Annotated in this window: 21 protein-coding genes; 15 read left to right on the forward strand and 6 right to left on the reverse strand. The window is 75.0% G+C overall.

Annotated elements, in window-relative coordinates; genetic code table 11:
• Positions 1-26 precede the first annotated feature (26 nt).
• The 7 genes from D7294_RS08285 to der all read left to right on the forward strand — a co-directional run bounded on the left by D7294_RS08285 (position 27) and on the right by der (position 7,370).
• Positions 27-1,376, forward strand: coding sequence for a segregation and condensation protein A (locus tag D7294_RS08285; protein WP_120677197.1), 1,350 nt, complete (start codon positions 27-29; stop codon positions 1,374-1,376).
• Positions 1,373-2,059 (forward strand): SMC-Scp complex subunit ScpB, encoded by a 687-nt coding sequence (scpB, locus tag D7294_RS08290; RefSeq protein WP_120677199.1) that lies wholly within the window; start codon positions 1,373-1,375, stop codon positions 2,057-2,059. The genes D7294_RS08285 and scpB overlap by 4 nt, the downstream gene beginning before the upstream one ends.
• The gene (locus tag D7294_RS08295; protein WP_120677201.1) at positions 2,059-3,054 is read left to right on the forward strand and encodes a pseudouridine synthase; all 996 of its coding nucleotides are present in this window, start codon (positions 2,059-2,061) and stop codon (positions 3,052-3,054) included. Before scpB ends, D7294_RS08295 begins: the two co-directional genes overlap by 1 nt.
• A gap of 43 nt (positions 3,055-3,097) precedes the next feature.
• On the forward strand, positions 3,098-4,183 hold the full coding sequence (locus tag D7294_RS08300) for a prephenate dehydrogenase (RefSeq protein WP_120677203.1): 1,086 nt from the start codon (positions 3,098-3,100) through the stop codon (positions 4,181-4,183).
• Between the two features lie 269 nt (positions 4,184-4,452).
• The gene (gene cmk, locus D7294_RS08305; protein ID WP_241562197.1) at positions 4,453-5,142 is read left to right on the forward strand and encodes a (d)CMP kinase; all 690 of its coding nucleotides are present in this window, start codon (positions 4,453-4,455) and stop codon (positions 5,140-5,142) included.
• The gene (locus D7294_RS08310; RefSeq protein ID WP_120677205.1) at positions 5,139-5,789 is read left to right on the forward strand and encodes a lysophospholipid acyltransferase family protein; all 651 of its coding nucleotides are present in this window, start codon (positions 5,139-5,141) and stop codon (positions 5,787-5,789) included. The genes cmk and D7294_RS08310 overlap by 4 nt, the downstream gene beginning before the upstream one ends.
• A gap of 114 nt (positions 5,790-5,903) precedes the next feature.
• Positions 5,904-7,370, forward strand: coding sequence for a ribosome biogenesis GTPase Der (der, locus tag D7294_RS08315; protein ID WP_120677207.1), 1,467 nt, complete (start codon positions 5,904-5,906; stop codon positions 7,368-7,370).
• 36 nt (positions 7,371-7,406) lie between these two features.
• On the opposite strand, the gene D7294_RS08320 is transcribed toward der, so the two are convergent.
• Both D7294_RS08320 and D7294_RS08325 read right to left on the reverse strand, forming a co-directional pair.
• Positions 7,407-7,697 (reverse strand): hypothetical protein, encoded by a 291-nt coding sequence (locus tag D7294_RS08320; protein WP_120677209.1) that lies wholly within the window; start codon positions 7,695-7,697, stop codon positions 7,407-7,409.
• Positions 7,698-7,899: 202 nt separating this feature from the next.
• Positions 7,900-8,709, reverse strand: a complete 810-nt coding sequence (locus tag D7294_RS08325) for a hypothetical protein (protein ID WP_120677211.1) — start codon at positions 8,707-8,709, stop codon at positions 7,900-7,902.
• Between the two features lie 417 nt (positions 8,710-9,126).
• On the opposite strand from D7294_RS08325, the gene D7294_RS08330 reads away from it, so the two are divergent.
• Positions 9,127-9,342, forward strand: coding sequence for an I78 family peptidase inhibitor (locus D7294_RS08330; RefSeq protein ID WP_120677213.1), 216 nt, complete (start codon positions 9,127-9,129; stop codon positions 9,340-9,342).
• 49 nt (positions 9,343-9,391) lie between these two features.
• Here D7294_RS08330 and D7294_RS08335 read toward each other — a convergent pair whose 3' ends face one another.
• The gene (locus tag D7294_RS08335; RefSeq protein ID WP_120677215.1) at positions 9,392-10,369 is read right to left on the reverse strand and encodes a phosphatase PAP2 family protein; all 978 of its coding nucleotides are present in this window, start codon (positions 10,367-10,369) and stop codon (positions 9,392-9,394) included.
• 333 nt (positions 10,370-10,702) lie between these two features.
• Here D7294_RS08335 and D7294_RS08340 point away from each other — a divergent pair, with 333 nt between their 5' ends.
• Complete coding sequence (locus D7294_RS08340) at positions 10,703-12,373, forward strand: MFS transporter (protein WP_120677217.1); 1,671 nt, start codon at positions 10,703-10,705, stop codon at positions 12,371-12,373.
• A gap of 72 nt (positions 12,374-12,445) precedes the next feature.
• Entirely contained in the window at positions 12,446-13,666 is a 1,221-nt protein-coding gene (locus D7294_RS08345; RefSeq protein ID WP_120677218.1) for an acyl-CoA dehydrogenase family protein, read from the forward strand.
• A 59-nt stretch (positions 13,667-13,725) separates the two neighbouring features.
• Here the strand turns inward: D7294_RS08345 and D7294_RS08350 are convergent, their stop codons facing one another.
• Positions 13,726-14,169, reverse strand: coding sequence for a cell division protein SepF (locus D7294_RS08350; protein ID WP_120677220.1), 444 nt, complete (start codon positions 14,167-14,169; stop codon positions 13,726-13,728).
• A gap of 451 nt (positions 14,170-14,620) precedes the next feature.
• Here D7294_RS08350 and D7294_RS08355 point away from each other — a divergent pair, with 451 nt between their 5' ends.
• The 3 genes from D7294_RS08355 to D7294_RS08365 all read left to right on the forward strand — a co-directional run bounded on the left by D7294_RS08355 (position 14,621) and on the right by D7294_RS08365 (position 18,378).
• Positions 14,621-15,541, forward strand: coding sequence for a S1 family peptidase (locus D7294_RS08355; RefSeq protein ID WP_120677222.1), 921 nt, complete (start codon positions 14,621-14,623; stop codon positions 15,539-15,541).
• Positions 15,542-16,102: 561 nt separating this feature from the next.
• Positions 16,103-17,185, forward strand: coding sequence for a S1 family peptidase (locus D7294_RS08360; protein ID WP_120677224.1), 1,083 nt, complete (start codon positions 16,103-16,105; stop codon positions 17,183-17,185).
• A 71-nt stretch (positions 17,186-17,256) separates the two neighbouring features.
• Positions 17,257-18,378, forward strand: a complete 1,122-nt coding sequence (locus D7294_RS08365) for a DUF5685 family protein (protein ID WP_174248299.1) — start codon at positions 17,257-17,259, stop codon at positions 18,376-18,378.
• Positions 18,379-18,514: 136 nt separating this feature from the next.
• On the opposite strand, the gene D7294_RS08370 is transcribed toward D7294_RS08365, so the two are convergent.
• Entirely contained in the window at positions 18,515-19,540 is a 1,026-nt protein-coding gene (locus tag D7294_RS08370; protein ID WP_120677229.1) for an aspartate-semialdehyde dehydrogenase, read from the reverse strand.
• Positions 19,541-19,864: 324 nt separating this feature from the next.
• On the opposite strand from D7294_RS08370, the gene D7294_RS08375 reads away from it, so the two are divergent.
• The gene (locus D7294_RS08375; RefSeq protein ID WP_120677850.1) at positions 19,865-20,167 is read left to right on the forward strand and encodes an urease subunit gamma; all 303 of its coding nucleotides are present in this window, start codon (positions 19,865-19,867) and stop codon (positions 20,165-20,167) included.
• A 25-nt stretch (positions 20,168-20,192) separates the two neighbouring features.
• On the opposite strand, the gene D7294_RS08380 is transcribed toward D7294_RS08375, so the two are convergent.
• Complete coding sequence (locus D7294_RS08380; protein ID WP_120677231.1) at positions 20,193-21,179, reverse strand: helix-turn-helix domain-containing protein; 987 nt, start codon at positions 21,177-21,179, stop codon at positions 20,193-20,195.
• 76 nt (positions 21,180-21,255) lie between these two features.
• On the opposite strand from D7294_RS08380, the gene D7294_RS08385 reads away from it, so the two are divergent.
• Positions 21,256-22,068: a phytanoyl-CoA dioxygenase family protein gene (locus tag D7294_RS08385; protein WP_120677233.1), complete on the forward strand. Its 813-nt coding sequence runs from the start codon at positions 21,256-21,258 to the stop codon at positions 22,066-22,068.
• Positions 22,069-22,097 lie beyond the last annotated feature (29 nt).

Below are 22,097 nucleotides of genomic sequence, written 5' to 3' on the forward strand. Positions count from 1 at the left end.
GCCGCCGAGCGATACCCTGCCCCGCGATGACCCCGCCCCCCGCCCGCCGCCCCCTCGGCCGCGGCCCGGGCACCGCCCCCGCCGCGGCGCCCGGCGCCCCCGCCGCGCCCGGCGAACCCGTGCCGACCGGGCGGCCCGCGCCCGTGCCGCAGGCCCCCGCCGCCCCGGCGCCGGCCGCCCCCGGGCAGGCCGCGTCCCCGTCGGCCCCTCCGGCGCCGGCCGCCCCCGAGCGGCCCGAGCCCGCCCCCGAGCGGCCCGAGCCCGCCCCCGAGCGGCCCGAGCCCGCGCCCGAGGGGCCCGTGTCCGCCTCCGGGGCCCCCTCCGTTCCCGACGGCGCGCCGCGCGGCGACGGCGCGCGGGAGGCGCACGCCGAGGGCCGCGAGACCCCGGCGGACCCGGGAGAGCGGGCCGGGCAGGACGCCGGGAACGGCGAGGGCGCCGGGGACGCCCCGGACCCGGGCGAAGGGGCCGCGGGGGACCGGGGGGCGAAAAACGAAGGCGAGGGGGAGGACGAGGGGGAGGACGAGGTCGAGGGGGAGGCCGGGGGCGACGGGGAGGCCGGGGCGGACGACGGCCGGTTCCGGGTGGTGCTCGAGAACTTCGAGGGCCCCTTCGACCTGCTGCTTCAGCTCATCTCCCGCCACAAGCTGGACGTCACCGAGGTGGCGCTCTCCCGGGTCACCGACGACTTCATGGCCCACATCAGGGCCATGGGCCCGGACTGGGACCTCGACCAGACGACGGAGTTCCTCGTCGTCGCCGCCACCCTGCTCGACCTCAAGGCCGCCAGGCTGCTGCCCGCCGCCGAGGTCGAGGACGAGGCCGACCTCGCGCTGCTCGAGGCCCGCGACCTGCTGTTCGCCCGCCTCCTCCAGTACCGCGCCTTCAAGCGGGTCGCCGCGATCTTCGAGGACCGGCTGGCCGCGGAGGCGCTGCGCCACCCGCGCACCGTCGGCCTGGAGCCGCACCACGCCGAGCTGCTGCCCGAGGTCGTCATCAGCATCGGCGCCGAGGGCTTCGCCCGGCTCGCCGTCAAGGCGATGCAGCCCAAGCCGCCGCCCCAGGTCTACGTCGACCACATCCACGCCCCCCTGGTCAGCGTCCGCGAGCAGGCCAAGCACGTCATCGGCCTGCTCAGGCTGCGGGGCGAGGCCAGCTTCGCCGAGCTGACCGAGGACGCCCCCGACACCCTCACCGTGGTCGCCAGGTTCCTCGCCCTGCTGGAGCTGTACCGCGAACGCGCCGTGGCCCTCGACCAGGAGGAGGCGCTCGGCACCCTGATCGTCCGCTGGCAGGGCGCGGAGCCGGGACGCCCGCTCGTCACCGACGAGTTCGACCAGGAGAGCAGGCCGCAGCCCGAGGAGGAACGCAGATGAGCAGCACGGCGCCGAGCGCCGCCGCGACCGGCGGCGGGGAGGCCGCGACCGGCGGTGAGGAGGCCGCGCCCGCCCTCAAGCCCTCCCTGGAGGCCGTCCTCATGGTCGTGGACGAGCCCGCCACCGAGGAGCACCTCGCGAAGGTGCTCGGCCGTCCCCGGCGCGTGGTCGCCGCCGCCCTGCGCGAACTGGCCGACGAGTACACCCGCGAGGGCCGCGGCTTCGAGCTGCGCCTGGTCGCCGGCGGCTGGCGCTTCTACACCCGCGCCGCGTACGCCGAGGCCGTCGAGGCCTTCGTGCTCGACGGCCAGCACGCCCGCCTCACCCAGGCCGCCCTGGAGACCCTCGCGGTCGTCGCCTACCGGCAGCCGGTCAGCCGTTCCCGGGTCTCGGCCATCCGCGGCGTGAACTGCGACGGGGTCATGCGCACCCTGCTCCAGCGGGGTCTGCTCGCCGAGGCGGGCACCGAACCCGAGACAGGTGCGATCCTTTACGTGACGACGCACTACTTCCTCGAACGGATGGGCCTGCGCGGCCTGGACGAACTGCCCGAGCTCGCGCCCTTCCTCCCCGAGGCGGACCAGGTCGAGGGCGAGAGCCAGGAGGCCGGGGACACGGCGTCGTCGTTCACCGGCCTGGTGGACGCGGAAGACGACAGCGGCGACTCCCCTACGGATCATTGATGCGAAGCAGCGGCAGGAACAGCAACCGGAACCACCGGGGCGCGGGCAACGGCCGCGACGAGCGACGGCAGCGCACCGGCCGTCCCCGCCCCGAGGAGCGGACGTACGGCAGGACGTACGGCGGGAAGGGAACGGCGGCCGGCCAGGGTGGCGGCGGCAAGCGGCGGCCCCAGGCCCCGGCCCGTTCCCGCGAGTACGACGCCCAGATCGAGGAGCGCAACCGCGAGCGGCACGAGAAGCCGCCCGTGCGCCTCCCCAGGACCTTCGGCGAGCCCGAGGGCGAGCGGCTGCAGAAGGTGCTGGCCAGGGCCGGCCTCGGCTCCCGCCGCTCCTGCGAGGAGCTGATCGAGCAGGGCAGGGTCGAGGTCAACGGCAAGGTCGTCACCTCCCAGGGACGGCGCGTCGACCCGGAACGCGACGAGATCAAGGTGGACGGGCTGACCGTCGCCGCCCAGTCGTACCTGTTCTTCGCCCTCAACAAGCCCGCGGGCGTCGTGGCCTCCATGGAGGACCCGGAGGGCCGCCAGTGCCTCGGCGACTACGTGCAGAACCGCGAGACCCGCCTCTTCCACGTCGGCCGCCTGGACACCGAGACCGAGGGCCTGATCTTCCTCACCAACCACGGGGAGCTGGCCCACCGCCTCACCCACCCCAGGTACGGCGTCGCCAAGACCTACCTGGCCGCCATCCAGGGCCCCATCCCGCGCGACCTGGGCAAGCGCCTGAAGGAGGGCATCCAGCTCGACGACGGCTACGCCCGCGCCGACCACTTCCGGATCGTGGAGAACACGGGGAAGAACTACCTGGTCGAGGTGACGCTGCACGAGGGCCGCAAGCACATCGTGCGCCGCATGCTCGCCGCGGCCGGCTTCCCCGTGGACAAGCTGGTGCGCACCAGCTTCGGGCCGATCAAGCTGGGGGACCAGAAGTCGGGCTGGCTGCGGCGGATGACCCACACCGAGGTCGGGCAGCTGATGCGCGAGGTCGGCCTGTGATCCGCCCGCGGCCCGGCCGGCCTGCCCCGACTACGCTGGGCTGATGCGCACCGCACTCGTCCTCGGCACCGGCCTGATCGGCACGTCCGCCGCCCTGGCGCTGTCCGCGCGCGGCGTGCGGGTGCACCTGGAGGACCGGGACCCGGACCAGCCGCGGACGGCCGCCGCGCTGGGCGCAGGCACGGAGGAGCCGCCCGAGGGGCCCGTCGACCTCGCGGTGGTCGCCGTGCCGCCCGCCCACCTCGCCCCCGCCCTGCTCGCCCTCCAGCGGCGGGGCGCGGCCCGGGGCTACGTCGACGTGGGCAGTGTGAAGGGCGGGCCGCGGCGCGAACTGGCCGCGCTCGGCGGCGACCTGGGCACCTACCTCGGCACGCACCCCATGGCGGGCAAGGAGCGCTCCGGGCCGCTGGCGGCCACCGCCGACCTCTTCGAGGGCAGGCCCTGGGTGCTCACCCCGACGCCCACCCTGGACACCGAGGTGCTCAACCTGGCGCTTGAGCTGGTCGCGCTGTGCCGGGCGGTGCCCGTGGTGATGGACGCCGACGCCCACGACCGGGCCGTCGCCCTGGTCTCGCACACCCCGCAGCTGGTCTCCAGCCTGGTCGCCGCCCGCCTGGAGCGGGCGGAGGAGGCGGCGGTGCGGCTGTGCGGACAGGGCATCCGCGACGTGACCAGGATCGCGGCCTCCGACCCGGGGATGTGGCTCGACATCCTCGCCGCCAACCCGGGGCCGGTCGCCGACGTCCTCGCCGAGGTCGCCGCCGACCTCGACGAGACCGTGCGCGCCCTGCGCGCCCTGGAGTCCGCGGACGAGGCCAAGCGCGGGGCGGGGGCGGCCGGCGTCGAGGCCATGCTGCGCCGCGGGCGGGCGGGACGGGAGCGGGTGCCGGGCAAGCACGGGGCGGCGCCCGCCGCGTACGAGACGGTCGGGGTGCACATCTCCGACCGGCCGGGCGAGCTGGCCAGGATCTTCGCCGACGCGGGCCGCGCCGGGGTCAACATCGAGGACGTCCGCATCGAGCACGCCACCGGGCAGGCGGCGGGCCTGGTGCAGCTGTCGGTGGAGCCGGAGGCCGCCCGGGTGCTCACCCAGGCCCTGCGCGAACACGGCTGGTCCGTGCGGCAGTAGCCCCCCGGGGGCCCGCCCCGGGCCCTCGGGGGCGGTGCGGGGTCACCCGCCGGGGGCCGGTAGTCTTCTCCTCCGGAGTGTTCTTCGAAAACCGTCTCCCGAGCCTTCAGGGGAGCCCCTTCCCCGGGCCTCCCGCCGAGGGCCACCGCCGGGTCCGTCCCGGGGCCGGAGCCTGGGCCGCGCCGCGGGCTCGCCCCGGGAAGGCCCGCCAGGACCACCCGCTTCCGCGCGCCCGCCGCGTGGCCGCTCTCAGAAAGGTGCCCACCGCCGTGGCTGCAACCCCCGTCATCGTTGCCATCGACGGCCCCTCCGGGACGGGCAAGTCGAGCACGTCCAAGGCGGTCGCCATCCGCCTCGGCCTTGGCTTCCTCGACACCGGCGCGCAGTACCGGGCGATGACCTGGTGGATGCTGTCGAACGGCATCGACGTCGACGACCCGGCCGCGGTGGCCGCCGCCTCGGCCAAGCCCACGATCGTCTCCGGCACCGACCCGCAGGCCCCGACGATCACCGTGGACGGCACGGACGTCTCGGTGCCGATCCGCGGCCGGGAGGTCACCGCCGCGGTGAGCGCGGTGAGCGCCGTGCCCGAGGTGCGGGCCAGGATCACCGAGCTGCAGCGCAGCATCGCGGCCGAGGCGCCCGCCGGCATCGTCGTCGAGGGCAGGGACATCGGCACCACCGTGCTGCCGAACGCCGACCTGAAGGTGTTCCTGACCGCCTCGCCCGAGGCGCGGGCCGCCCGCCGCAGCGGGGAGCTGCGGGGCAAGGAGGCCGCCGACCTGGCGAGCACCCGGGAGGCCCTGATCAAGCGCGACGCCGCCGACGCGGGGCGCAAGACCTCCCCGATGGCGAAGGCGGCCGACGCCGTCGAGGTGGACACCACCGAGCTGACCCTCGACGAGGTCGTCGCGTGCGTGGTCGGCCTCGTCGAAGAGCGCCGACGGCCCCTCCGGTGAGCAGGTCGGGCCCGCCGCACGCGCGCGGTGCGGCGGCCGGGCGGCGGCTCGCGGTCGCCGTCGTCCACACGGCCTACCGGCCCCGGGTGCTCGGCGCCTGGCGGGTCCCGGACACCGGGCCCGCCATCCTGGCCGTCAACCACTCGCACAACGTCGACGGGCCGGTGCTGATGGGCACGGCGCCGCGGCCGGTGCACTTCCTGGTGAAGAAGGAGGTCTTCGTCGGGCCGGTGGGCGCCTTCCTGCGGGGCATAGGGCAGGTCAGCGTCGACCGGCACGGGACCGACCGGCGGGCGGTCACCACCGCGCTGGCCGTGCTGGACGCGGGCGGCGTGCTCGGCATCTTCCCCGAGGGCACCAGGGGCGGCGGGGACTTCGCCAGGCTGCGCGCCGGGCTGGCGTACTTCGCGCTCCGCTCCCAGACGCCCGTCGTGCCGGTGGCGGTGTTCGGCAGCAACGAGCGCCGCGGCCGGGTGATCCCGGCGCTGCCGCCGCTGCGTGGCCGGATCGACATAGTGTTCGGCGATCCGTTCACCGTGGGCGGCGGGGGCAGGCGCACCGGGGCGGCACTGGACGAGGCGACCGCCCGCCTCCAGGAGCGGCTGACCGCTCACCTGAAGGACGCCAGAGGGCTCACCGGCCGCTAGCGGCGCGCGACACTTGAGACGGGGCGCCGCGCGCGGGCGCCCGGCACACGACCAGCCACACCGGCCGCGCGGCCGGATGGGGCGCAGACGAGTACGGACGAGGAACGCAACTCCATGACAGAGCAGAACCACCAGGGCACCGCGGGACCGCACGGTGCGCTCGGCGAGGCCGAGTACGCGGAGTTCATGGAGCTCGCCGCGGAATCGGGCTTCGACGCGGAGGAGGTCGAGAGCGACCTCGCCGCCGCGGCCACGGGACCGCTGCCGGTGCTCGCCGTCGTCGGCCGCCCCAATGTCGGCAAGTCGACACTGGTCAACCGGATCATCGGCCGCCGCGAGGCCGTCGTCGAGGACCGGCCGGGCGTCACCAGGGACCGGGTCACCTACGAGGCGGAGTGGACCGGCCGGCGCTTCAAGGTGGTGGACACCGGCGGCTGGGAACAGGACGTCCTCGGCATCCAGGCCTCGGTGGCCGCCCAGGCCGAGTTCGCGGTCGAGGCGGCCGACGCGGTCGTCCTCGTCGTGGACGCCACGGTGGGCGTGACCGACGCCGACGAGGCCGTCGTCAAGCTGCTGCGGCGCGCCGGGAAGCCGGTCGTGCTGTGCGCCAACAAGGTCGACGGCAGCTCCATGGAGGCCGAGGCCGCGTACCTGTGGTCCCTGGGCGTCGGCGAGCCGCACCCCGTCTCCGCCCTGCACGGCAGGGGCACGGGCGATCTGCTCGACGCCGTGCTGGACGCGCTGCCGGAGGCACCGGCCGAGACCTTCGGCGCCACCGTCGGGGGCCCGCGCCGGATCGCGCTGATCGGCCGGCCGAACGTCGGCAAGTCCTCGCTGCTGAACCGGGCCGCGGGCGAGGAGCGGGTCGTGGTGCACGAGACGGCGGGAACCACCCGCGACCCGGTGGACGAGCTGATCGAACTCGGCGGCAAGACCTGGAAGTTCGTCGACACCGCCGGCATCAGGCGCCGCGTGCACCTGCAGGGCGGGGCGGACTACTACGCCTCGCTGCGCACCGCCGCGGCCCTGGAGCGGGCGGAGGTCGCCGTCGTCCTGATCGACGTCACCGAGCCGATCAGCGTGCAGGACACCCGCATCATCACGATGGCCGTGGACGCGGGGCGCGCCCTGGTGATCGCCTACAACAAGTGGGACCTGCTGGACGAGGAGCGCCGCTTCTACCTGGAGCGGGAGATCGAGCAGGAGCTGGTGCAGGTGCGCTGGGCGCCGCGGGTCAACATCTCGGCGCGCACCGGACGCCACCTGGAGAAGCTGGTCCCGGCGGTGGAGACGGCGCTCGCCGGCTGGGAGAGCCGGGTGCCGACCGGCAAGCTGAACGCGTTCCTCGGCCAGCTCGTCGCCTCGCACCCGCACCCGCTGCGCGGCGGGAAGCAGCCGCGCATCCTCTTCGGCACCCAGGCGGGGACGCGGCCCCCCCGGTTCGTCCTCTTCGCCTCCGGCTTCCTCGAGGCGGGCTACCGCAGGTTCATCGAGCGGCGGCTGCGCGAGGAGTTCGGCTTCGAGGGCAGCCCGATCCACGTGTCGGTGCGGGTGCGGGAAAAGCGGTCGAGGAAGAAGTAGCGGGCCCGGCGGCCCCGTTGGTGCCCGCGGGGCCGCTCACAGCCCGTGCACGGCCGAGTGGGCGCCGCCCTCGTGCCTGGCGGGGGTGAGGGCCGCCGCGGGGGCGGGCTCGCCCGGGTATCCGTAGCCGTAGCCGCCGTGCCTGCGGTCGTAGTCGCCCCAACTGCCGTAGCCCACGCCGTGGATGGTGCCGAAGGCCACGAAGCGCAGCTCCTCCTCGCCCGAGCGGTCGCCGGGCAGGGCGCGGAAGAGCCTGCGGTACTCGGCGCACAGCGAGTCGTAGATGGGCGTCGCGGAGGCCGTCGGCCCCTCGTAGGGGGCCCGCATGGCGGGGATCGCGGGACTCGCGGTGGACAGGGGCGGAACCGCGGGAACCGCCGGAACGTGGCGGTAGGCGGGGGAATGTCCCGAAGGCGCCGTGCGTGAGGGTTCGTAGGAATGCACGTCCCCTTCAACGAGACCGCGGCCCCGCGGATGCGGGGCCGCGCGACGGTATACCTGATCGCCTCAGCCGGGGGCGCGCCGGGGTTCAGGTGCCGGCCAGCGGCATCGCGGCGGCCACCAGCAGGCCGTTGACGGCCGCCTTCTCCAGCGCCTCGCGCAGCAGGTCCTCCCGCGGCTGCTGCCCGATCACGCCGGCCGGGGCGGCGTAGACGAAGACGGTGTGGTGCTGGTTGGCGCTCGCCCGCCACCCGTCGGTGACGGCCAGCGGCTGGTGCGCCTGCCACCAGGCGGAGGGCCGCCCGCCCGCGGGGTCGCCCTGCAGGACGGCGTGCAGCTGCCCCATGGCCAGCAGCACCGACCAGCCGGGCAGGGGGGAGGGGGCGAGGGACACGTCGGCCACCCGCTGGAAGCCGGCCTCGACCAGCAGCGGCAGGAACTCGTCGCCGGGGCCGGTGCTGCCGGGCCGCGCGATCGGGCCCGTGGGCTCCACGACGATGGCCGGGTACAGCTCCTCGCCGATGAGGATCTGGCCGCAGGTGACGCCCAGCACGGCCGCCTCCCGGCCGGGCTCGGCCGAGGTGGGCTGCGGCGGCGCGGACGGCTGCCGGGCGAACTCGCTCTCGCCGCTCAGGGACCGCACGGCTCCCTTCAGCTGCTCCTCGGACACCGAGACCACCTGCGAGGGGATGCAGGTGGCGTGCGCGAAGGCCAGCACGGCCGTCTCCTCGCCGACGAACAGCACGGTGCTGGTGCGCTCCTGCTCGGTGTGCCCCGGGGTGCGGCAGGAGGTGCAGTCGTAGCTGCCGGGGGCGTTCTCGCCGGCCAGCAGCCGGTCTGCCTCTTCGTCGCCGATCTCGGCGCGTACGGCGTCGCTGACTTCGAGCAGCGGAGACAAGGGGGACACAGTGGCTCCTACGTTCGGGCTGTGACGTCTCGGGGGGTGGCGCCCGCCCTCGGCGGCGGGTGCTCCGTGCTCAACGGCGCGGGCGGCGCCCGGGTCACGCCCGGGCCCGGGCAATCGGCGGGGCCCGCCCCGGGCGCCGCCGGAGTTGAGCTGCCATTGACCGGGCGTTCACCAAGGTTCACCTGGTGTGTGAATTTTTTGTGCCGTGCCTTTCGGCGGGAAGTCCCCGGAAAAGCCCCGCGGGGTTTATCCGGGAGACCGGAAACGGGGAGTGCTTTGGCGCGGCAATTACACAACGTGCACGTCGGGCCGAGGGGAAAACGCCGCGGACCTTCGTGACACAAGCGTGACAGTTCGATGATCGGGCCGGGACTTCCGGGGTGTCCACGGGGACCGTACGGTGGCCCCATGGGACCGCTACCTCGCCAGCCGCAGCCCCCGGCCGACTCCCCGGAGGACTACGTCGGCATGGCCGCAGAAGCCGCAGAGCAGCGCGCGCGGGAGCGCGGCTGGCCCCGGGTGCGCCGGCTGCCTCCCGACGCCGTCATCACGATGGAGTACATGGCCGGGAGGCTGAACCTCGCGGTCGAGGACGGCCGCGTCGTGCGCTGCTGGCGGGGCTGAACCCGCGGCACCGCGCCCGGCGGCCCCGCGGGCCCCGGAACGACGCGGCCTAGTGGCTGCCGACCGGGCGCGGCGGGTGCTCGGGGCGGCTCGGCTGGTGCGCCCGGCCCGGCGTCCGCAGCCTGACCCTGGCCTGCACCGGCTCCGTGGGCCGTGCCGGGCTGAGCGGGGGCTCGCCGAGCGGGGCGGGCGGCTCCTCCTCCTGCCGGGCCGCGGCGGTCACCGGCTGCGGCGTCACCTCGAGCGGCGGGAGCGGCCCGAGCCCGGACCCGGGGCGCGGACCGCCGCCGCGCAGCCCGGTCCGCAGCCGGTCGCGCCAGCGCAGCAGCATCCGCTCGACCCGGTCGATCGCCGGCTCGCACCAGGGCAGGGCCAGCAGCACCAGAAGGCCGGCCGTCCAGCCGAGGAGCACGTCGCTGACCCAGTGGGTGCCCAGGTAGACGGTGGTGGCGCCGACGCCGAGGGCGCACAGCGCCGCGATGACGGAAAGGCTGCGCCGCGCGCGCTCCGTGGTGGCCAGATAGGCCAGGATCCCCCAGGTCACGACCGCGTTGGCGGTATGGCCCGAGGGAAATATATCCCCGTTGAGGAACATCTCGTTCGAGCCCATCACGGTCGCGTAGTGCGGCCCCTCGCGGCCCATGCCGAGCTTCGCGGCGCCGACCGTGACGTTCAGCAGCAGCAGGGCGGCGGACATCACCAGGAGCGGGCGCAGCGTGCGCTGCCGCCAGGAGCGCCAGCCCAGCCAGGCGGCGACCAGCACCGCCGTGGGGCCGCGCTGGCCCAGCACGACGAAATAGTCGAGGAAGGCGTGCATGGCCGGCCACTGCTTGTACGGCCGGAACAGCATCACCTGCCAGTCGAGCCGCACCAGCCAGGACGTGCTCAGCACCGCCACCACCACGGCCGCGTAGAAGCCGAGGGTGACCCACAGCAGCACGACGCGCGTGCGGCTCATCACGGGAGCCGGCACGGCGGGCGGCCTGGGCTCCTGTTCGAGCCGGGCCAGGAGTCGGTCGGTACGCACTTTTTCAAGATTACCGGGCCTGTTGCGGGCTTCCGTCCGGGGGCCGCCTTCGTAATGGCGATGTGATGTCCCGCGCGAAATTTCACCCGTCTGGCTTCCCCCGGCTTTACGAAATAGCCAGACCGGGAATTGTCGCTCCGTCATTTGCCGGGCGGCTCGCACGCGCATTCCCCGCGCTGCCCCGTCAGGTGAACACCCGAGGCGAGGCAGGCGAACGGCTGCCGTACTCTGGTGCACCATGTGCCGTCTCCACCGTGCCCGGCGTGCGCGCACCGGCGGGTCTTCCCCCACGGTGGTGAACGGGACGTGAGCGCACGACAGTAAGGAGCGCCGATGTCCGGGACGCCCCGGCCCGGAGTCCCCGCCCGTGGCCCCGCCCCGCGAACCGCCCCTCGGCCCGTGCCCGGCCCCCTCCCCGGCCCGCCGGGCGCGCCAGGACGCTGGATCGTGCTCGCCGTGCTGTGCGTCAGCCTGCTCGTGGTGGCCGTCGACGCCACCGTGCTGCACGTGGCCGTGCCCACCGTCACCGAGGACCTGCGGCCCAGCGGCGTGGAGCTGCTGTGGATCGTCGACGCCTACCCGCTGGTGTGCGCCGCGCTGCTCATCCTCTTCGGCACCCTCGGGGACCGGGTCGGGCGGCGGCGGGTGCTGCTGCTCGGCTACGGCTGCTTCGGGGTGGCCTCCGCGCTGGCCGCCTACGCGCCGGGCCCGGGCATGCTGATCGGCGCCAGGGCGCTGCTCGGGGTCGGCGGGGCCATGATCATGCCGGCCACGCTGTCCATACTGCGCCAGGTGTTCCCCGACCGGCGCGAGCGGGCCGTGGCCATCGGCATGTGGAGCGCGGTCGCCGCCTTCGGGGCCGCGGTGGGGCCGCTGGTGGGCGGCCTGCTGCTGGAGCACTTCTGGTGGGGCTCGGTCTTCCTGGTCAACATCCCCCTGATGGCAGGCTGCCTGCCCGTCGGCCGCCTGCTGCTGCCCGAGTCGACCGGCGACCGCCGCGGGCCCTGGGACCTGGCGGGGGCCCTGCTGGCGGCCGGGGGCCTGTTCTGCGCCGTCCTGGCGGTGAAGCGGGTGGGCGCCGGCGAGCCGCTCACCCCGGCCACCGCCCTGGCCGCGGCGGCCGGCCTCGGGCTGCTGGCGCTCTTCGTCCGCCGCCAGCGCCGCCGCCCCGAGCCGCTGATCGACCTGGCGGCCTTCGCGAGGCCCGCGTTCGGCACCTCCCTGGGCTGCATCGTGCTGACCGTGCTCGCGCTCGTCGGCCTCGCCCTGGTGGCCGCCCAGTACCTTCAGCTGGTGCTCGGCCTCACCCCCCTGGAGACCGGGCTGCGGCTGCTGCCGCTCAGCCTGGCCGCGATCGCCGCGGGGCTGGCCGGGGAACGGCTGCTCGGGCGGCTCGGCCCGCGCCGCATGGCGGCCTGGGGCTTCCTCCTCACCGCCTGCGCCGTGCTCGCGCTCACCCTGCTCGGCGAGCGGGACGAGCCGGTCGTCATGGCCGCGGGCTTCGTGCTGCTCGGCTTCGGCCTGGAGACCACGCTGTTCGCGGCCTACGAGTCCATGCTCAGCGACGCGCCCGCCGCCAGGGCCGGGGCCGCGGCCGCCCTGGGCGAGACCGCCTACCAGCTCGGGGCCGGCATAGGCATCGCCCTGCTCGGCAGCCTCATGAACGCCATGTACGCGCCCGCGGTGCGCGGGGTACAGGGCGTGCCCGCGGCCGACCGGCGGGCGGCCGGGCACTCGCTCGGCGAGGCGTACGCCGTCGCCGGGCGGCTCGGCGGCGGCACCGGCGAGACGCTGCGGGAGGCCGCGCGCGGGGCCTTCGTGCACGGGATGCACCTGACGCTTGCGGCCAGCGCGGGGCTGCTGCTCCTCGGCGCCCTCGCGGCCCGCCGCCTCCCGCGCAGCCTGTGCCGGCCCGCCGCCTGCGCCGAGCCCGAGCCCGGCTCCCGCGCGGCGGGGACGCCGGGGGAGACAGCGTTCTTGCCCAGCCGGATTACCCACCCGTAGCCTCGCCCGGTGACCGAAGAACCCGCCTCGCCGCAGACTTCCTCCACGCCCCCTGGGCCTTCTGGGCCTTCTGTGCCCTCTGCATCCTCCGCCCCCTCCGGGGACCTCGCCGGCCGCTCCCGGGGCTTCGACCCCGGCGATCCGCTGGGCCTCGACGAATTGCTCGACGCGGAGGAGCTGGCCGTCCGCGACACCGTGCGGCGATGGGCCGCCGAGCGGGTGCTGCCGCGGATCGCCGACTGGTACGAGCGCGGGGAGCTGCCCGAGATCCGGGAGCTGACCAGGGAGCTGGGCGCGCTCGGCGCGCTCGGCATGAGCCTGCACGGCTACGGCTGCGCCGGGGCCTCCGCGGTGAGCTACGGCCTGACCTGCCTGGAACTCGAGGCGGCCGACTCGGGCATCCGCTCGCTGGTGTCGGTGCAGGGCTCCCTGGCGATGTACGCCATCCACCGCTTCGGCTCCGAGGAGCAGCGGCGCGAGTGGCTGCCGCGGATGGCGGCGGGCGAGGTCATCGGCTGCTTCGGGCTGACGGAGCCCGACCACGGCTCCGACCCCGCCGGGATGCGCACGCGCGCCGAACGCCGCGGCGGGGACTGGGTGCTGACCGGCCGCAAGACGTGGATCACCAATGGCTCGGTGGCCGGGGTCGCCGTCGTGTGGGCCCGTACCGAGGAGGGCGTGCGTGGCTTCCTGGTGCCCGCGGGCACCCCCGGCTTCGCGGCCGCCGAGATTCGGCACAAGGGCTCGCTGCGGGCCTCCGTCACCAGCGAGCTGACGCTCGACGGGGTGCGGCTCCCGGCGGCCGCCGCGCTGCCCGAGGGCCGCGGCCTGCGGGCGCCGCTCGGCTGCCTGAGCCACGCGCGCCACGGGATCGTGTGGGGGGCGATGGGGGCGGCCAGGACCTGCTTCGAGACGGCCCTCGGCTACGCGCGCACCCGCGAGCAGTTCGGCCGCCCGATCGGCGGCTTCCAGCTGACGCAGGCCAAGCTCGCCGACATGGCCGTGGAGTTGCACAAGGGCCTGCTGCTCGCCTGGCACCTGGGGCGGCGGCTCGACGCCGGGCGGCTGCGCCCGGAACAGGTCAGCTTCGGGAAGCTGAACAACGTCCGCGAGGCGCTGGGGATCTGCCGCGCCGCCAGGACGATCCTCGGCGCGAACGGGATCTCCCTGGAGTACCCGGTGATGCGGCACATGGCGAATCTGGAGTCCGTGCTCACCTACGAGGGCACGAGCGAGATGCACCAGCTGGTGCTGGGCAAGGCGCTCACCGGGCTCGACGCGTTCCGCGGGTAGCGCGGGCCGCGCCGGGCGCCGCCGGGCGCGGCCCGCCGTCGGGCCGCCCCGGCGGGGCCTCAGCTCTGGTTGAAGAAGCCGTCGTCCTCGGCGGTGCTGCCGTCGCCGCTCACCACCTGGTAGTCGGCGGGCGTCAGCAGGAAGACGCGGTTGGCCACGCGGTCGATGGAGCCGCGCAGGCCGAAGATGAGGCCGGCCGCGAAGTCCACCACCCGCTTGGCGTCGGCGGACTCCAGGGTGGTGAGGTTGACCACGACGGGCACGCCGTCGCGGAACAGCTCGCCGACGCGGCGGGCGTCCCGGAAGTTGCGCGGAGTGACGGTGGCGATCCGGCCGCCGCTCTCGTGGGCGGACTCCGCCGCCACCCGCACCCGCGGGTCGGTCGTCCACGGCCCGGCGCCGCCGCCCGGCTCGGGGTCCTCGGCGTACTCGTCTTCGTAGTACGGCATGTCGCGGTCTTCGACGAGACCCAGCCAGGCGCTTGCCTTCCGTACCGATCCCATGGACTCCTCCTCTCACTCACGCGGCCCTGTACCCGTCCGCTCCCCTTATCGTCGTCCATCATGCGGAGGATGCGCCAAGGGGATAGTCCTACGAACCGGGTTTCGTGACGGTTCTGGTGCAATACATGTGCTGTGCCATCAGCGAAGTCGCGGTATCGGGAAGTTGACGCAGCGTGAGGCCGACGCCCCCCGAGCGAGTGACGTGCGGGCCCGCGTGCCCTCCCCGGGCGGCCCTGCCGGCCTTGCTGACCGTGCCGGACCTGCTGACCGTGCCGGCTGTGCTGACCGTGCTAACTGTGCTGGCTAAAAGAGGTTCTTTCCAACAGAGCCGGCGGTGAGAAGACTCGGAGACAGCGCTTGTCAGGAGCATGCCCTATCCGGCGGCTCCCGGCCTCGCCTCCCGGGTCCGGCCACCCAACGGACCCCAAACCCCACTGGAGGTAGAAACAACGTGAGTATGAAGCGCACCAACCCCCACAGACGCGTCTCGCGGCGCGTGCGGCTGCTCGCGGCCGCCTCGGGTCTCCTGGCCGCCGCCTCCTTCGCGCTGCCGAACGCCGCGGCGCAGGCGGAGCCGGTGACCACCTACAGCACGGCCCAGCTCCAGGCCGCGAGCAGCGCCGTGCTCGACGCCGACGTGGCGGGCACCGCCTGGACCGTCGACAAGGCGACCGGGGAGGTCCTGGTCACCGCCGACGAGACCGTGTCGGACGCCGAGATCGCGCGGATCGAGCACGCCGCGGGCTCGCTGGCCGGCGCGATCACGGTGGAGCGCACCGAGGGCACCCTGCAGCGCTACCTCGCCGGTGGCGACCCGATCTACGCCGACCTCGGCTGGCGCTGCTCGGTCGGCTTCAACGTGACCATCGGCGGGGACTACTACTTCCTCACCGCGGGGCACTGCACCGAGGGATACCCCGACTGGTACACCAACTCCTCGCTGACCACCTACATCGGCCCGACCGTGGGCACCAGCTTCCCCGGCAACGACTACGGCATCGTGGAGTACGCCAACTCCTCCATCGCCCACCCCGGGACGGTGAACCTCTACAGCGGCTCGCGTGACATCACCGGCGCCATCAACGCCACCGTCGGCCTGTCCGTGCAGCGCAGCGGCAGCACCACGGGCCTGCACGGCGGCTCCGTCACCGGCCTCAACTACACCGTGAACTACGGCGGTGGCGACATCGTCTCCGGGCTCATCAGGACCAACGTGTGCGCCGAGCCCGGCGACAGCGGCGGCCCGCTCTTCTCCGGCAGCAGCGCCGTCGGCCTCACCTCGGGTGGCAGCGGCGACTGCTCCTCGGGTGGCACGACCTACTTCCAGCCCGTCGTCGAGGCGCTGAACGCCTACGGCGCGTCGATCCTCTGATCCGTCAGGCCGGGGCCCCTGCGGCCCCGGCCGCTGAGGCACCCGGGCTCCGTCGAGCCGCCGGGTTTCCTCCCGCCCACTGCCCCCGCCCGGTCCGCCGGGCGGGGGCAGTGGTGTTTCCCTGGCGTTCTCGCCTCGCCGGCGCCGCGATGTGACGCACCTCACTAGAGGGCGACTCGAATGCCGTCCGGCCCTCGGGCTACCCGGGGCCTGCGGCGTCGATTTTCGGACAGGTCTAGTCCTCCTCGCGCGGCGGTCGAGGCCACGAGCCGCGTGCGTATGCATGCGCAAAGTGCCCCCGTTCTTTCGGCCCGTCGCGGCAAAACCGGGAGTGTTCCGGATGGTTTACGCGCATTACCCCATCCGGTGCGACCGCGAGGGCGGGGCAGGATCTCGGCCTTGTGTGGCCGAGGAGCGCTGGGAATACTCGCCGGTACCGCTTGGCATGGACGTGACTGCTTCCCCCGGGGCCCTCCGGAACCCTCGGGAGTCCCCCGGGAAGTGGCCAAGTTCGTGCTCTCTCCGGAGCCAGTGGCTCCAACCCCCACAGGAGGAAAGAGCGTGACACACCGACGCATCCCACGCCGGCGCGCGGCGGCCTGTGCCGCGGCCGCGGCGGTGCTCGCCGGCACCCTTGCCGTCGCCCAGGCGAATGCGGCGCAGGGCGACGAGACGGACGCCTCCCCGGCCACCCTGTCCTCGGCCGAGGCGGGGCACCTGGCCACGACCCTCGCCGCCGGACTCTCCCCACAGGTCGCGGGCGGCACCTACTACGACGGGGACTCCCGGACGCTGGTCGTCGGGGTCACCGAGGAGTCGGCCCTGGCCGCCGTCGAGGAGGCGGGCGCGCAGGCCCGCCTGGTCGACCACAGCCTCGCCGAACTCGACCGGGTCAGGACCGAGATCGCCGAGGTCGCCGTGCCGGGCACCGCCTGGGCCGTCGACCCGGTCGCCAACCGGGTCCGGGTGACCGTGGACGGCACGGTGCACGGCGAGGACCTGGCCACGATCCGCCGGGCGGTGGAGGAACTGGGCGACACCGCGGCGCTCGACACGGTCCAGGGGCGGTTCCGGCCCTACCTCGCGGGCGGCGACGCCATCTACACCTCGAACGCGCGCTGTTCCCTCGGCTTCAACGTCACGGTGGACGGCCGGCCCGGCTTCCTCACCGCGGGGCACTGCGGAGAGGTGGGCAGCACCTGGTCCGACTCCGCAGGCGGCGAGGAGATCGGCACCCTGACCCAGGGCGAGTTCCCCGGGCACGACTACGCGCTGGTCGAGTACGGCTCCGACACCGAACACCCCAGCGAGGTCGACCTGTACGACGGCACCACCCAGGAGATCACCGGGGCCGCCGAGGCCACGGTCGGCCAGACGGTCGTCCGCAGCGGCAGCACCTCGGGCGTGCACGACGGCGAGGTCACGGCGGTCGACGTCTCCGTGGAGTACCCGCAGGGCGTCGTGGAGGGCACCATCGAGACCACGGTCTGCTCGGAGCCAGGCGACAGCGGCGGCGCGCTCTTCTCCGGCAGCAGCGCGATCGGCCTCACCTCGGGCGGCAGCGGCGACTGCACCTCGGGCGGCACGACGTTCTTCTTCCCGGTGACCGACGCGCTGGCGGCGGTGGGCGCTACCATCCCCTAGCGAAAAGCGGATCAACGGACCATCCGAGCCTCCGGCCCGCCGCCGGGGGCTCGGCCATGTACGGGGGGATCGTGTTCGGAATCATCAGGCCCTGCCGCCACCACCTGTCCCGGGAGCTGCAGCAGGAGTGGACGGCGCACCTGTGCGGCCTCTGCCTCGCGCTGCGCGGCACGCACGGACAGGCGGCGCGCCTGGCCACCAACTACGACGGGCTGCTGATCTCGGTCCTGTTCGACGCCCAGGCGCCCCGGGAGAGCGCGGGCCGCAGGCAGCGCAGGGCGGGGCCCTGCCCGCTGCGCGGGATGCGCACCGCCTCGGTCGCCGAGGGGGAGGGCGCCAGGCTGGCGGCGGCCGTGTCCCTCGTGCTCGCCTCGGCGAAGATCCGCGACCACGTGCTCGACGGCGACGGGCTGCTCGCCCGTCCCGCGATGGCCGCGGCGGCGCGGCGGGTGGCCGCCGGCTGGGACCGGGCGGGCGCCCGGGGCGCCGCGGGCGTCGGCTTCGACACCGCCGTGCTGGTCGAGGCCGTGGAGCGCCAGCAGTCCCTGGAGGCCGCGGCCGGGCTCGGCAGCCCGCTGCTCGCCGTGACGGAGCCGACCGAGACGGCCACCGCGGCGGCGTTCGCGCACACCGCGCACCTGGCGGGCCGGCCGGGGAACGCCGCGCCGCTGGCCGAGGCCGGCCGGCTGTTCGGCCGGGTGGCCCACCTCCTCGACGCGGTGGAGGACCGGGAGGCGGACCTGGCCGCCGGGGCCTGGAACCCGATCACTGCCACCGGCACCCCGCCCGACGAGGTGCGGCGGCTGTGCGACGACGCGGTGACGGGCGTGCGACTCGCCCTGCAGGAGGTGGAGTTCACCGACCGAAGGCTCGCCCACACGCTGCTGGTCCACGAGCTGGGGCGGTCCGTCGACCGCACCTTCGGCACCCCGGGCTGCGCCCACGTCCCGCCGGGCGGGGCGCCCCCGCGGCCGCCGATGACGCCGCGTCAGCGCGGGCTGCTGGCCGGCTGCGCGGTCTGGTCGGCGATGTTCTGCACCTGCCAGGTCTGCTGCCGCGAGGACTACCCCGACCCCTGGTCGGGCAAGCAGCGCCACGGCTGCTGCCACTACAGCGACTGCTGTGACGGCTGCGACTGCTGCTCGAACTGCTGTGACGGCTGCAACTGTTGCGACTGCGGCTGCGACTGCTGAACCCGCCGCGCCCGCCCGGGGCCCTCGCCCGAGCCGTCCCGGGCGGGCGCAGGCGCCGCGTGGCCCCGGGCCCCGGCCGGGGGAGGGGCCGCGCAGCCCGGGCGGGGCGCGGGGCGGCCGGGGCGGGGGCGGGGCCTCAGGACTCGGCGGCGACCAGCTCGGCGATCTGCACGGCGTTCAGGGCCGCGCCCTTGCGGAGGTTGTCGTTGGAGACGAAGAGGGACAGGCCACGCTCCACCGTCTCGTCGGCGCGGATGCGGCCCACGAAGCTCGCGTCGCGGCCCGCGGCCTGCAGCGGGGTCGGCACGTCGGCAAGCGCGACGCCCTCCGCCTCGGCGAGCAGCTCCCGGGCGCGGTCCGGGCTCAGCGGCCGGGCGAAGCGGGCGTTGATCTGCAGCGAGTGGCCGGTGAAGACCGGCACCCGCACGCAGGTGCCCGAGACGGCCAGGTCGGGGATCTCCAGGATCTTGCGGCTCTCGTTGCGCAGCTTCTGCTCCTCGTCGGTCTCCCCGAGCCCGTCCTCCACGATCGAGCCGGCGAGCGGGAGCACGTTGAACGCGATGGGCCGGGCGTAGACCTGCGGGGCGGGGAGGTCCACCGCCTCGCCGTCGAAGGCCAGCCGGGCGACGTCCTGGCCCACGGCGGACCTGACCTGCCCGTCCAGCTCGGCCACGCCCGCCAGGCCGCTGCCCGACACCGCCTGGTACGTCGCCACCACGAGGGCGGTGAGCCCGGCCTCCGCGTGCAGCGGGCGCAGCACGGGCATCGCGGCCATCGTGGTGCAGTTCGGGTTGGCGATGATGCCCTTGGGGCGGCGCGCGATCGCGTGCGGGTTGACCTCGGAGACCACCAGGGGGACGTCGGGGTCCATGCGCCAGGCCGAGGAGTTGTCGATCACCACGGCGCCGGCCGCCGCCACCTTCTCGGCCAGCGCCTTCGAGGTGCCCTTGCCCGCGGAGAACAGCACGATGTCCAGGCCCGAGTAGTCGGCGGTCGCCGCGTCCTCGACCGTGAGCGCCGCGTCCTCCCAGGGCAGCGTGCTGCCCGCGGACCTCGCCGAGGCGAACAGCCGGAGCTGGTCCACCGGGAACTTCCGCTCGGCCAGAATGCGGCGCATGACGCCGCCGACCTGCCCGGTGGCTCCGACGATTCCGATCTTCATGGGGCTCCTTCGGCTTTCTGGTACGGCTGCTCTCGTTCGGCTGCTCCCGCCGGGGTACGGCGCCGGCCGTCCCCCTACCCTGCCTCGCCCGCGGCGGTCACGGCCAGTCGATTCCGGCCGGTGGACGCGCCACCGCCCGTCACCGTGCGCATTCCCGGCCGCCCCCGGGTACCCGGCACGCCCGGCATCCGCCCCGGCGGGGGCGGCATTGGCGGGAAGCGTGCGGTGTGCGTGCTGTTTCGTGCGGGTGTGCACGGGTTCGTACGGGTTCACTACAAGTTCCTGCCCATCGTAGACAGAGGACAAGGTGAGGTGGACGGCGAGATGCGACTGAGCCAGGACGAGCAGGAGCGGCTGCTGACCCACGTGGCCGCCGACGTCGCGGCCAGGCGCCGCGCGCGGGGGCTACGGCTGAACCATCGGGAGGCGGTCGCCATGATCACGGCGCACGTGCTGGAGGGCGCGCGGGACGGGCGTTCCGTGGCGGAGCTGATGGACTCGGGGCGGCGGGTGCTGGGACGGGCCGACGTGCTCGACGGGGTGGCGCAGCAGCTGACCGAGGTGCGGGTGGAGGCGGCCTTTCCCGACGGGACCCGGGTGGTGACCGTGCCCGAGCCGGTGGTCTGACCCGCCGCGGCGCCTCCCGGCGCCCTCACTCCCGGCCGCCCGCCTCCCCGGCCGACCCGGCCTCCTCGCCCGCCCCGCCCGTCCCGGTCTCCCCGGCCGCCCCGGCCCGCCGGGCGCGCCAGTCCCGGGGCGGCAGGCCGTAGCGCTGCCGGAAGACGCGGCTGAAGTGGTAGGGGCTGGCGAAGCCCGAGGCGGCGGCGACCCGTTCGACGGGCAGGCCCGTGGCCTCCAGCAACTGGGCGGCGTGCCGCAGCCTGGCGTCGCGCAGCGCCCGCATCGGGCTCTGCCCCAGCTGCTCGGCGAACAGGTGGGCGAGCCGCGAGGGGGAGAGCGCCACGTGCGCCGCCAGCGACTCGACCGTGTGCGCCGCCCCGGGGTCGGCCGCCAGCAGCGCGGCGGCCCGCCGCACCCGTGGATCGACGCGCCCGGCCGCCCCCGCGCCCGGGGCGGCCGCGGCGGCCGTGGCCAGCACGATCACCTCCTCCAGGCCGCTCAGCGCGAGTTCGCGGGCCGCCGCGCCCTGCGCCACCGCGACCCGCGCGGGCACCGGCTCCGGCTCGGGCCCTGGCGGCGCCGCCTCGCCCGCCCACCTGGCGTCCGCGTGCATCCGCCGGAACGCACCGGTCACGCGCGGCCACAGCTCCCGCGGCACCCGCCGCACGGCGTACAGCCGGTCGCCGAGGAGCGAGGGCCGCAGCCAGCCGCCCCAGGCGGCCCTGGCCTGGCAGTGCACCCACCAGAACGCCCAGTGCCCGGCGCCGGGCGCCACCGCGTAGTGGTGCGGCACCCCGGGCCCGAGCACGACCAGCTCGCCCGCCCCCGCCTCGGCCGCCGTCCCGCCCTGCCGCAGCAGGCCCCGCCCCGCGGTGGTCCAGGTGAACAGCCAGCTGCGGGCGCCCACCGGCCGGCGCACGGCGTACCCGGGCGGCTCGTCCAGGCAGCCGACCGTCACCAGGCCGGCCGGCGGCCCCGGCGTAGCAGGCGCGGGCAGGTCCTCAGCATCCACGGGCATCCCCTCGCGGCTCGGGCCCGCCTAGCGTCTTCGCCGACAGGACACAGGGGCGGGCCACAGGGAAGGAACAGGCGTCATGACGGCGACGGCGATCCTGCCAGACGAGGACTACCGGCGGTTCGGGGAGCAGGGCTTCACGGTGGCGCGCGGGCTGTTCGGCCCGGCGGAGATCGAGGAACTGCGCGGCGAGTTCATGGCGCTGCACGCGGCAGGTCCCGTGCCGGGGCACTTCGAGCCGCGGCGCCGCGCGGGCGACCCGGCGGGGGACCCGCTGCACGCGTACCCGCGGGTGATGCACCCGCATCAGATCAACGAGGTCGCGCGGCGCTACCTGCTCGACGCGCGGCTGCGCCGGGTGCTGGAGCGGCTGCTGGGCGAGGAGGTGCTCGCGGCGCAGAGCATGTTCTACTTCAAGCCCCCGGGCGCCCGCGGCCAGGCCCTGCACCAGGACAACTTCTACCTGCGCGTGGAGCCCGGCACCTGCGTGGCGGCCTGGGTGGCCTGCGACGAGATCGACCGGGAGAACGGCGGCCTTGAGGTGGTGCCGGGCACCCACCGGATGGACCTCTTCTGCCCGGAGGAGGCCGATCCCGAGCTGTCCTTCGTGCGCGAGTACGTGCCGCCGCCGCCCGGCCTGGCCGCGGTGCCCGTCGACATGTCGCCGGGCGACGTGCTGTTCTTCAACGGCAGCCTGGTGCACGGCTCGCAGCCCAACCGGACGGCCGACCGGTTCCGCCGCTCGTTCATCGGCCACTACGTCGGGCGCTCGGCGCGGCGGATCGGCACCTGGTACCGGACGATGACGATGAGCGGGGACCCGGTCCCGCTGCCGGAGAGCGAGGGAGCCGGCCCGTGCGGCACCGAGTTCGGGCAGGCGGGACCGCACTGAGCCGGTGCGGGGCCGCGGCGGGCCCGCGC

The organism is Streptomyces hoynatensis (assembly GCF_003626535.1).
GTDB lineage: Bacteria > Actinomycetota > Actinomycetes > Streptomycetales > Streptomycetaceae > Streptomyces > Streptomyces hoynatensis.